Here is a 9,176-nt window from a genome sequence, read left to right as displayed (position 1 = left end):
GATCCCGCGCCGAACGGTCAGCCGCCGACCGGGACGTGGAAGGCCTGCGCGAGGGACGGCGCGGTCGCGGCGCCCCGCAGCGGCGCGAAGCCCAGCACCTCGGCATAGAGCCGGCTCAGCGACAGGTGGGTCAGCGGGGTGGTGACCACCTGGTGCGCGGGCAGGTCGTGCGAGGCCACCACCGTGAGCACCGTGTTGCCTGCCGAGCTGTCGTCCTCGTCGGCGGTGATCACCACGACCAGCCGGCCGCTGGTGAAGTCGGGGCCGGCGAGCACCGGTCCGACGTGGTCGCGCAGCCAGGTGTCGGCGGTGCCGAGCGGGCAGTCGTGACCGATGTTGCACATGTTCGCGATCACCAGGCCGGCGTTCGGCAGCGTGCCGGCACTCACGTCGGCGGCCAGGGCGGTGAGGGGTACGTCGTACCGGTCGCAGGCGGCGCGCTCGTCGACGAAGTAGGCCCACGGGTTGTGCTTGACGCCGTACTCCCCCGCCGGCGAGGTCACGCAGTTGCCGGGCATGTCCTCGGCGTAGACCCGTGCCGTCTGCCCGTGCGCGAGCGCCTCCCCGAACACCGAGGGACCGGTCAGGGGGTGGCTGGACGGGTTGCCATCGTCCAGCACGCCGAAGGTCGAGCCGCCGGCGATGGCGAGGTAGTTGGGCAGCGAGGGATGCGTCATCGCGTGGTACGACGTGGCGTAGCCGTAGCGGGCCGCCAGCGCGGCGGTCCACGGCATCTGGCTCTGCATCTCGGCGAGCGAGTGGTTCTCCACCATGAAGACCAGCACCTTGGTGGGCGCCGGTGAGATTGCCGGTGCGGTCGCGGTGGTCGCCCGGGTGTGCCGGGTGCGCGGGGGTCGTTGCGACGGGTGCGGTGAGGTGACGCTGTGGCTCGGCGAGGTGGCCGATCCGGTCGGAGACGCCGCGGTGCCCGTCGACGACGACATCGACGAGCAGCCCGCGACCGTGATCGCGAGGGTGGCCAGGGCCACGCCGGCTCGCGTCGAAAGCACCGTGACCGCCCCCTCCTTCGTCGACCCGGTCAGCCTAGGTCGCGATGCTGAAGGAGGAGGGCGGCGGCCCGGCTCACTGCACGCAGAGCACTCCGGGGCTGCCGATGCCCCCGAAGCCGTCGATCCCCGGCACGACGGACTGCGCGCTGAACCGGAGCTTCAACGGCGAGTCGAGCGCGATCCTCTGGACGTCCGCCTGTCCCAACGCCAGGGTGCTCGCGTAGATCTGGACCCCGTCGGCCTCTGCGGTGAGCGTGGACTGGGCGCCGGTCATCGAGCTGTCGGCGACACCGAAGGTGCCGCGGAAGGCGATGCAGCGGTGGTCCACGTTGACCTCGACGGTGCTCAGGCCGGTGAACTCGGCGACCAGTGAGCGGGGGTAGACAGTGCCGTTCAGATGGAGGGTGCTGGTCTGGAGCATGCCGTCCTGGTTCACGAAGGTGTGGGTGTCGAGCAGGGTCCACTGGTAGACCTTCACCAGCATGTTGCCGCTGACGCCCTTGGCGTGCTGCCCGCTCGCGGGCATCACGACGCGGTAGGAGTGGACGGTGTTGGCGGCCGGCCGGTCGGCGATCCGGTAGGTGCCGTTGTCGCGCACCGTGGCCTTGCGCTGGACGACCCACGGCTTGCCGGGCTTGAACTTCTCCTCGAGCGTCACCTTGTGGCCGGCCGCGGCGCGGACCGGACTCACCTTGCCGGTGAAGACCACCTTGTCCCCGACCTTGACCTGGCTGCTGGTGGTGGTCGCGGTGACCCGCCAGGCGGCCCCGGCCTGGGCCGGAGCCGGTACGGCGGCGAGCCCGGCGGTCGCGACGGCGAGTACTGCGGTGGCGATGGCGATGGTGCGCATGATGTCTCCCTGTGTCTGATGGCCTTCACCAGGTCCGATGCAGCACGAGGTGAGTCGGTTCACTGCGCTTCGGCGAAATCTTTACCCACGACACCGTCCGCAGTCCTCTAGAATCGAGTCCTCCCCCCTGTTGAGTTCGGTCCTAGTACGCCGTACACCAAGGGAGAGCAGTCGATGGGCAAGCACCGCAGGGGAGTCCCCGTCCACGGGGACGAGACCTACGAGCGCATCTGGGACCTCGTCGGGCAGGGCGCCGTGGTCAGCACCGAGTTCGTCCTGTGCGGCGACCGGCAGATGCTGGCCACCACCACGATCATGGACGACCACGGCATCACCGTCGACCAGACCGTCGTCGAGGTCTGAGGCGGGGTCCCTACCTCCGGGAGCCGTGCTCGAGCATGTCCACCAGCTGCTGGCGGGTCCAGCCGGGCGCCAGCAGGCCGTAGAGCGTTGCGGAGTCGTGCGGCTGGAGCAGCACCTGCGGGTCGCCGGGCCCGGCGTCGGGGACGAACCAGACGTCCACCGCGAGCCCCAGGTGGAGCTGCTCCGCGTCTGCCGGCACCCCGGTGGTCGGGCCGAGGACGAAGTAGAGCGGCCCGGGTCGTCCGTCCACCGACGCATAGGTGAGACGCAGCCCGGCGACCTCGAGAGTCCGGGTGACGGTGTGTCCGGTCGGCCGCGTCGCGTGGTCGCCGGGGCGGGCGCTCGGGGTGGCCCGCGGCGTGAGCTCGGCATTGTGCTGGAGGGCGTGCGGCGCAAGCGCCAGCGCGGTCGACGCAGCCAGCACGGAGGTGGTCGCCAGCGTGCCGGTACGGCGTACCCGCGGAACCCGGCCGGTGTAGGTCAGCTCCGGAACGGTCTCCCGGAAGGCGGCGGCCAGCCGCGTGGTCAGCTCCTCATCGGTCAGCATCGGCGTTCTCCTTCTCGTGGTCGAGCACGTCCCGGATCCGGTCCAGGGCGCGTGCGGTCTGTGACTTGACGTTTCCTTCCGAGCAGTCGAGGGTCGCCGCGGTCTCGGCGACGGACAGGTCCGCCAGGAAGCGCAGGGTGAGCACGGCCTGCTGCCCGGATGGCAGTCGACGGATCGCGTCGAGCAGGCGTACTCGCTCGAGCAGGCCCTCGTCGTGGGTGGCCCGCGTGTCCAGGGCCTCCAGGGTCTCGAGGTCGACCCCGACCTCGCCCGGGCGCCGACCCAACGAGCGCCACCGGTCCTTGGCGAGGTTCACCACGACCCTGCGGGCGTAGGCCTCCGGCTGCTGCCGGGCCCGGTGCCACCGCCGCGCGGTGCGGAACAGCGCCGTCTGCACGAGATCCTCGGCATGGCCCCGGTCACCGCAGAGCAGGTACGCCGTCCGCATCAGGCGGCCGGAGGCGTCCGCGACGAATGCTTCGAAGGCGCGCTGCTCGCGCCGCTCGGTGATCATCGGCCTCTCCGTCCCACACCAGTATCAACTCCGGCTAGGACGTGCAGGTTGCACGGAGCGGCCGCTCACTCGTCGACGCCGACGGACGCGCTGCTGGCCGATCACGACGCAGAGAACTCGTTCGTCCGCCTGTTGGACCAGTGGAGTCTTGAGCTCACAAGCCAACGTGGTTGGCGGCGTAGGTCGCCTGTGCGAGCGTGAACTGTGAGCCCGCCCTCGAGGTCAGCTGCTGGATCAGGCCGGTCCGCGAAAAACCCGTACCGATGTTCAGGTAATTCTTGGCCGCAATCACCGCCTGCTTGTTCCAGTCGACCTTGATGTGGTTGACCGCGAACACCGAATCCGCCAGCTTGAACCCGGAACCGGCCTTGGAAGTCAATTGTCCGATGAGCCCAGCCCGACTGAACCCCGTTCCGATGGCCAGATAGTTCTGCGCCGATTGGATGGCGTTCTTCTGGGCGACCGTGAACTGCGGCGACGACGACGAGCTCTTGCCGCTGTGGTTCGCCTTGTGGTGCGACTTGCCACCCGCCGTGTCGCTGCTGGTACTCATGTTGCACGCGCCCAAGGCAAGGACGGCGGTAGCCGCAACGGCGGCCCTGAAGATCTTGTGCATGATTCCTCCGAGACTGGTGATGACGTAATGGGTTCAACGACCCGCGCGTCGAGTAGGTCACGTTATCAATCAAATCAGGAAAAAAACCCGGAAGCCGAAGTAGCCGTGCCGATCCGCGCAGAAGTCAAAAGTCGCGCGATATTCAAGTTTGGCCCTGCGTGATTTCTGAGAAATTCTCCCAGTATTGAACCGGAGGTAGCTCCCTACGCCTGGAGCAGGTCAGCTCCAGGCACGGGTCGGCTTCAGTCGTTCACGCCCACGGACGCGCTGCTGATCGCGCCGACGGCGGCGCGGGTGGGTGAGCCGGGGACGTGGAGCGGCAGGGCGACCGGGGCGTGGACGGCGACCACGACCCGGTCGGTGGTCGGGTCGACGGAGACGTCGGCGGTGAGGCCGGGGTACTCCTCGTAGGCACCGACCCGGTGCAGGTACTCGACGGCCGCGGCGCGGGCGGTGGCGACGTCGAGGTGGAGGTCGGCGCCCAGCCCGGCGCCGTACGTCTCGGCGCCAGAGGCCGCGGCGTCGGCGGCGGTGAGGGCGGCGCCGTCGGCGAGGTTGTCGAGGCCCTGGCGCTGGAGGTAGGCCGCTGACGCGTCGGTCACCACGCCGGCCATCATCGCCAGCACCAGCGCAAAGCCGACGATCAGCAGGGTGGCGGTGCCGCGCTCGTCGTGGGGTCGACGTCGCCACACCGACGGCCTAGCCACCGGAGACCTCCTGGAACTGCCCGATCGGCACCGTCTGGGTGGCCTCGAGGGCGAAGCTCGGCCGGCCGCCGCCCAGCGCGGTCGGCATCAGCGGGAGCACCACCTGCGAGTGCACCGAGACCGTGATCACGGAGGTGCCCTGATGGCAGTCGCCGGGGTACGGCGTGCACGTGACGGCTACCGCGGGCGTCACGTCGTGCAGACCCTGGTCGTCGAGCGCGACCCGAGCCGCCTCGCGGGCACGCGCCAGCCCGGTCGCGTCGTCGGGGGCCAGGGCGTAGGCGCGGGCAGCGGCCCGGGCCGCGCCTGAGACCCCGAAGGCGCCGCGCTGCACCGCGAAGACCGACATCACTATCCACAGCATCGGCAGGATCAGCAGGATCCCCAGCCAGGACAGCTCGACCAGGGCGCTCCCCCGCTCGTCGCGCGTTCCCGGACGAGTCATGGTCGCTCCTCGACCGCGTGGCCCGACACGTCGAGCGTGATCGCGGGTCCGCCCAGACCGAGGGCCGGGACGACCACGTGCACCGTGACGACCACGGCCGGCGCACCGTCGATGGTGGTCTCCCGGGCGCTCACCCCCTGCGCGTAGCGACCGGCGAGGGCGCCGTCGATCTGCGACCGGGTCCGGGCGGCGCCCTCCGCCGGCCCGCGGTCGAGGGTCGCGGCGTACCGGGCTCCCTCGGACGCGGCCGCGGTCAGGGTGTTGCGGACGAAGAGCACGAGTGACACCTGGAGGATCCCCAGGAAGACCGGGACCAGGACGACGAGCACCAGCACGAAGTCGACGACCGCGGCTCCTTGCTCGTGCGACCGTCGCGACACGGGCTAGTTGTGCACGCTGTCGAGGGCCGCGGTCAGCATCGAGTTGAGCTGCGGACCGGCCAGCTTCCACAGTGCGCCGACCAGGCCGGCGGTCATCACGGTCACCAGCACCCAGCCGGGCACGTCCCCTCGTTCGTCGCGTGGTCGCGGCGCGCTGATCGCGAGCACGATGCGGGTGATCAGGAGTGAGGCTGCGTTCATCTTCATCTCTTCTCTTCCGAGGCCTGGGACGGGTCAGGGAGTGGTCAGGTGGAGGCCGATCACGCCGGGCCAGAAGGCGACGAGCACGGTCACGGGCAGCACCAGGAAGACGACCGGGACCATCATGAAGATCTCCTTGCGGGCCGCGACCTCGATCAGCTCGCGCCGCCCGGCCTCGCGGACGTCGGCGGCCTGCGCGTGCAGCACGTCGGCCAGCGGAGTGCCGCGCTCGACTGCGACAGCGACACCCTGGGCGAACCTCGCCACCAGCGGCAGCCCGCTCGAGCGGGCCAGTCCGTCGAAGGCCGAGGCGACCGGTTCCCCGGTCCGCACGGCGGCGAGCACGACGGCGAGGTCGCGGGACAGCTCGCCCCCGCTGCGTCGTACGACACGGTCCAGCGCCGCGACCGGGCTCTCACCCGCAGCGACCGCGAGGGCCAGCAGCTCCGCGATCACCGGGAACTCCGCCATCACCTTGCGCTCGCGGGCCGTGACCTGCGAGGTCAGCCAGGTGTCGCGGGCCAGGACCCCCACGGCGAAGCCGACCAGGCACAGCAGCAGCGAGGAGATCGTGCCGCCGCCACCGCTGAGCGCGTCGAGCAGGCAGTACGCCGCGACCAGCGCGAAGCCGACCAGCCCCCAGAGCACCTGCTCGATCCGGAAGTCGTGGACGGTCGTGTCGAGAGCAGCGCGCTCGAGACGACGGCGAACCGACGCAGCACCCCCGAGGACCCGCTCGACCACGTCGGCAGTGGACCGCAGCGGCGGGCCGAAGATCCCCGCTGCCGCGGCGACCGGGGAAGTCGACGGCTCGTCGCGCGGGCGGGCACGCCCCAGCGGAGGGACGTCGCGCAGGTAGGGCAGCACCCGCACTGCGAGGGTCGGCCGGTGGATCACCCGGAGCCTGGCCACGACCAGCACGAGCCCGGTGCCGGTGGTCGCCCCGAGCAGGACACCGGCCTCCACCGGCGTCACGACAGGATCCGACGCTCGGCGGGGAGCCGACCGATGCGCATCATCAGCCGGTAGGCCACCACACACGCGGCTGCCGCGAAGCCGAGGACGAGCGTGCCGCCCGGCGACGCGTAGCGGCGGATCACACTGCCCTGGAAGCTCATCATCAGCAGCACCAGCCAGGGAGCGGCCACCGCGAGCCGGGCGCCGTTGACCGTCCAGGCCTGACGCGCCTCCATCTCCGACCGGGTCCGGGCCTCGTCGCGGAGATAGCCCGACAGGTTGCGCAGCAGCCGCCCGAGCTCGCCGCCACCGACCTCGCGAGCGATCCGCAGCCCCTCGACGACGCGGTCGCCGACCGGGTCGGCGAGACGGTCCTTGAGCCGGTCGAGGGACTCGCCGAAGCGGCCGGTGACCTGGTAGTCGAGGGCGAACGCGTCGAACGACGGCCGCAACGGCTCGGGACCGCGTACGGCGAGCTGGGCGAGGGCATCGGGCAGGGACAGACCCGCACGGACCGCCGAGGCGAGGTTGTCGACCGCCTCTGGCCACACCTCCGCGAAGTCGCGCTGTCGGCGGCGGGCCCGAGCGGAGACGACAGCCAACGGGAGGAAGCCGCCCACGGCGCCGAACAGCACCGCGACCGGTGGGGTCTGCGAGACCACCTCCATCACCAACGCAGCAGCCACCCCGCAACCGGCGCACAGGCTGGTGAACGCCGACGCAGAGACGTGGCCCAGCCCGGCTCGGGCCAGGAGGGTCGCCGCCCGCCCCGCGCCCGGCCGTCGGGCAGCCCGAGGTCGCGGCACGAAGAAGGCCGACCACACCAGCATCAGCCCGATGCCGACGCCCAGCCCCACGAGCACCCCCATCAGAGGGCTCCGTTGAGGACTGCGTGGATGTCGACGCCGACCCGCTGGTAGTGACCGAGCCGCGGCGGCATCCCCCCGGACCGCCGCAGCTCGCCACCGTGACCGCGCTCGAAGAGCGACTCGGTCTCGATCACGTCGTTCTCGACCCGGCCGGGCACGCCCACGATCTCGCTCACCCGTCGTACGCCGTGCTGGTCGATGCCCAGGTGCACCACCAGGTCGACGCTCGCGGCGACCGTCGGCACCACGAACCGTGCCGAGATGTTCTCGCCTGCCAGCAGGGGCAGCGTGCACATCTTGACCAGCGCCTCCCGGGCGGAGTTGGCGTGCAGCGTGCACATCCCGGGGATGCCCGCGTTGAGGGCCAGCAGCAGGTCGAGGCACTCCTCGGCGCGCACCTCGCCGACGATGATCCGGCTCGGCCGCATCCGCAGGCTCTCCTTGACCAGGTCGCGGAGCCGGATCTCACCGGTGCCCTCCAGCCCGCTCTGCCGGGTCTGCATGGCCACCCAGTCCGGGTGCGGGAAGCGGAGCTCGAAGACCTCCTCCGCGCTGATCACCCGATCGCCGCCCGGGATCGCCGCGGCCAGGCAGTTGAGCAGGGTGGTCTTGCCCGCCTGGGTCGCTCCGGCGACCAGGATGTTGAGCCCGGCCCGGACCGAGGCGTCGAGGAACGCGGCGGCCGGTGGGGTCAGGGTGCCGAGCTCGACCAGCTCGTGCAGCCGGGTGGCGGTGAGCACGAACTTGCGGATGTTGACCGCCGACCAGCCGCGGCTGATGCCCTCGAGCACGACGTGGAGGCGATGGCCCTGCGGCAGCATCGCGTCGACGAACGGGCGGCTGATGTCGATCCGCCGGCCGCTGGACTTCAGCATCCGCTCGACCAGCTCGCCCACCTGCGCCCCGCTGAGCATCAGGTTGGTCAGCTCGTGCCGGCCACGGCGGGCCACGAAGACCCGGCTCGGATCGTTGATCCAGAACTAGCCACGGCGCGTTGGTAGTAGACGGTGGCGTTTGGTTACCCCGTCTGACCTGCACATACACGTTGAACACCGTTGAACGCTTGCGAATGTCTTGCGGACTGTCCGCGGACTGAACCCACCCCGAAAGGAACCACCATGAACACAACACCGAAGGTCACCGTGACAGAGGACCTGCCCGAGGGGGCCTGGCTCATCATCGAGCGGCCGACCGGGGAGACCTCCGTCGTGGGTGGCAGCGACTCGGCTGTCACGGAGGCACTCGCCTACGGAACCACAGCATGAGCACCGGCGGCGACGTCATCCGGACTGTGCGCCACGCCATGGGAATGAGTCAGCGAGAGCTCGGCGCGCTCGTCGGAGAGGGCCGCTGGTACATCGCGGAGATCGAGCACGGCCGGCGTCCGTTGCGCGAGGTCAGGGACCTGGCGAGGCTCATCGGCTCGCGGATGGGCCAGGCGGCGTCGTGAACCCCGCCACGCCCTACGGGGCGCGCCAATACCTCCACGACCTGCCCGGAGTCGTCCGCTCCATTGGCGCCGACCTGCGCGAAGGGTCCCGCAACGTCAGGGGAGCGCGTGAAGCCTGCTTCCCTTCGTGTGGCGGGCCGAGGCGGAGCGCCGCATCGAGGAGGAGGGCTTCGAGATGTTCCACTTCGGCCACGAATGGCCGTACTGGGATGAGGCCGTCGGGCCCCTGGACACCCCATAACCGCCCTACACTCGACCCGATGCCCG

15 protein-coding genes are annotated in these 9,176 nt (G+C 70.7%); 3 read left to right on the top strand and 12 right to left on the bottom strand.

The genetic code is table 11. The features are described 5' to 3' along the window. Window positions 1–17: 17 nt before the first annotated feature. The gene (locus E3N83_RS00270) at window positions 18–1,010 is read right to left on the bottom strand and encodes an alkaline phosphatase family protein (protein WP_238342992.1); all 993 of its coding nucleotides are present in this window, start codon (window positions 1,008–1,010) and stop codon (window positions 18–20) included. A 73-nt stretch (window positions 1,011–1,083) separates the two neighbouring features. After that, window positions 1,084–1,860 carry an NPCBM/NEW2 domain-containing protein gene (locus E3N83_RS00265; protein ID WP_151081446.1) on the bottom strand — a complete coding sequence of 259 codons (777 nt, stop codon included), beginning with the start codon at window positions 1,858–1,860 and terminating at the stop codon, window positions 1,084–1,086. Between the two features lie 174 nt (window positions 1,861–2,034). Here E3N83_RS00265 and E3N83_RS00260 point away from each other — a divergent pair, with 174 nt between their 5' ends. Next, a complete protein-coding gene (locus E3N83_RS00260; protein ID WP_151081445.1) occupies window positions 2,035–2,223 on the top strand; it encodes a hypothetical protein in 189 nt (62 codons plus the stop codon). A 10-nt stretch (window positions 2,224–2,233) separates the two neighbouring features. On the opposite strand, the gene E3N83_RS00255 is transcribed toward E3N83_RS00260, so the two are convergent. The 10 genes from E3N83_RS00255 to E3N83_RS00210 form a co-directional block, all read right to left on the bottom strand. Then, window positions 2,234–2,770 carry a hypothetical protein gene (locus E3N83_RS00255; RefSeq protein ID WP_151081444.1) on the bottom strand — a complete coding sequence of 179 codons (537 nt, stop codon included), beginning with the start codon at window positions 2,768–2,770 and terminating at the stop codon, window positions 2,234–2,236. Then, window positions 2,757–3,284, bottom strand: a complete 528-nt coding sequence (locus E3N83_RS00250; RefSeq protein WP_151081443.1) for a SigE family RNA polymerase sigma factor — start codon at window positions 3,282–3,284, stop codon at window positions 2,757–2,759. The genes E3N83_RS00255 and E3N83_RS00250 overlap by 14 nt, the downstream gene beginning before the upstream one ends. 154 nt (window positions 3,285–3,438) lie before the next feature. Continuing rightward, the gene (locus tag E3N83_RS00245) at window positions 3,439–3,900 is read right to left on the bottom strand and encodes an Ltp family lipoprotein (protein ID WP_151081442.1); all 462 of its coding nucleotides are present in this window, start codon (window positions 3,898–3,900) and stop codon (window positions 3,439–3,441) included. 242 nt (window positions 3,901–4,142) lie between these two features. Next, on the bottom strand, window positions 4,143–4,607 hold the full coding sequence (locus tag E3N83_RS00240) for a pilus assembly protein TadG-related protein (RefSeq protein ID WP_238342991.1): 465 nt from the start codon (window positions 4,605–4,607) through the stop codon (window positions 4,143–4,145). Continuing rightward, window positions 4,600–5,052, bottom strand: a complete 453-nt coding sequence (locus E3N83_RS00235) for a hypothetical protein (RefSeq protein WP_151081441.1) — start codon at window positions 5,050–5,052, stop codon at window positions 4,600–4,602. The genes E3N83_RS00240 and E3N83_RS00235 overlap by 8 nt, the downstream gene beginning before the upstream one ends. Then, window positions 5,049–5,432 (bottom strand): TadE/TadG family type IV pilus assembly protein, encoded by a 384-nt coding sequence (locus E3N83_RS00230; protein WP_151081440.1) that lies wholly within the window; start codon window positions 5,430–5,432, stop codon window positions 5,049–5,051. Before E3N83_RS00230 ends, E3N83_RS00235 begins: the two co-directional genes overlap by 4 nt. A 3-nt stretch (window positions 5,433–5,435) precedes the next feature. Continuing rightward, complete coding sequence (locus tag E3N83_RS00225) at window positions 5,436–5,633, bottom strand: hypothetical protein (RefSeq protein WP_151081439.1); 198 nt, start codon at window positions 5,631–5,633, stop codon at window positions 5,436–5,438. A gap of 33 nt (window positions 5,634–5,666) precedes the next feature. After that, complete coding sequence (locus tag E3N83_RS00220; RefSeq protein WP_151081438.1) at window positions 5,667–6,608, bottom strand: type II secretion system F family protein; 942 nt, start codon at window positions 6,606–6,608, stop codon at window positions 5,667–5,669. Beyond that, complete coding sequence (locus tag E3N83_RS00215; protein WP_151081437.1) at window positions 6,605–7,459, bottom strand: type II secretion system F family protein; 855 nt, start codon at window positions 7,457–7,459, stop codon at window positions 6,605–6,607. The genes E3N83_RS00220 and E3N83_RS00215 overlap by 4 nt, the downstream gene beginning before the upstream one ends. After that, the gene (locus E3N83_RS00210) at window positions 7,459–8,433 is read right to left on the bottom strand and encodes a TadA family conjugal transfer-associated ATPase (protein WP_272950309.1); all 975 of its coding nucleotides are present in this window, start codon (window positions 8,431–8,433) and stop codon (window positions 7,459–7,461) included. The genes E3N83_RS00215 and E3N83_RS00210 overlap by 1 nt, the downstream gene beginning before the upstream one ends. 144 nt (window positions 8,434–8,577) lie before the next feature. Between E3N83_RS00210 and E3N83_RS19365 the strand changes: the two genes are divergently transcribed. Together E3N83_RS19365 and E3N83_RS00205 are read left to right on the top strand one after the other, a co-directional pair. Further along, window positions 8,578–8,724 (top strand): hypothetical protein, encoded by a 147-nt coding sequence (locus E3N83_RS19365; protein ID WP_191907889.1) that lies wholly within the window; start codon window positions 8,578–8,580, stop codon window positions 8,722–8,724. Continuing rightward, the gene (locus E3N83_RS00205) at window positions 8,721–8,909 is read left to right on the top strand and encodes a helix-turn-helix domain-containing protein (protein WP_151081436.1); all 189 of its coding nucleotides are present in this window, start codon (window positions 8,721–8,723) and stop codon (window positions 8,907–8,909) included. The genes E3N83_RS19365 and E3N83_RS00205 overlap by 4 nt, the downstream gene beginning before the upstream one ends. Window positions 8,910–9,176: the final 267 nt, after the last annotated feature.

Source organism: Nocardioides cynanchi, assembly GCF_008761635.1.
Classification (GTDB): domain Bacteria; phylum Actinomycetota; class Actinomycetes; order Propionibacteriales; family Nocardioidaceae; genus Nocardioides; species Nocardioides cynanchi.
Note: the sequence above shows the minus strand (reverse complement) of the source record. Positions and strands in the feature narration are given on the sequence as shown.

Coding starts and splice junctions, on each gene's coding strand:
- E3N83_RS00260 (WP_151081445.1), top strand. CDS start 2,035: ATGGGCAAGCACCGCAGGGGAGTCCCCGTCCACGGGGACGAGACCTAC.
- E3N83_RS00255 (WP_151081444.1), bottom strand. CDS start 2,770: ATGCTGACCGATGAGGAGCTGACCACGCGGCTGGCCGCCGCCTTCCGG.
- E3N83_RS00245 (WP_151081442.1), bottom strand. CDS start 3,900: ATGCACAAGATCTTCAGGGCCGCCGTTGCGGCTACCGCCGTCCTTGCC.
- E3N83_RS00265 (WP_151081446.1), bottom strand. CDS start 1,860: ATGCGCACCATCGCCATCGCCACCGCAGTACTCGCCGTCGCGACCGCC.
- E3N83_RS00235 (WP_151081441.1), bottom strand. CDS start 5,052: ATGACTCGTCCGGGAACGCGCGACGAGCGGGGGAGCGCCCTGGTCGAG.
- E3N83_RS00225 (WP_151081439.1), bottom strand. CDS start 5,633: ATGAACGCAGCCTCACTCCTGATCACCCGCATCGTGCTCGCGATCAGC.
- E3N83_RS00205 (WP_151081436.1), top strand. CDS start 8,721: ATGAGCACCGGCGGCGACGTCATCCGGACTGTGCGCCACGCCATGGGA.
- E3N83_RS00250 (WP_151081443.1), bottom strand. CDS start 3,284: ATGATCACCGAGCGGCGCGAGCAGCGCGCCTTCGAAGCATTCGTCGCG.
- E3N83_RS19365 (WP_191907889.1), top strand. CDS start 8,578: ATGAACACAACACCGAAGGTCACCGTGACAGAGGACCTGCCCGAGGGG.
- E3N83_RS00215 (WP_151081437.1), bottom strand. CDS start 7,459: ATGGGGGTGCTCGTGGGGCTGGGCGTCGGCATCGGGCTGATGCTGGTG.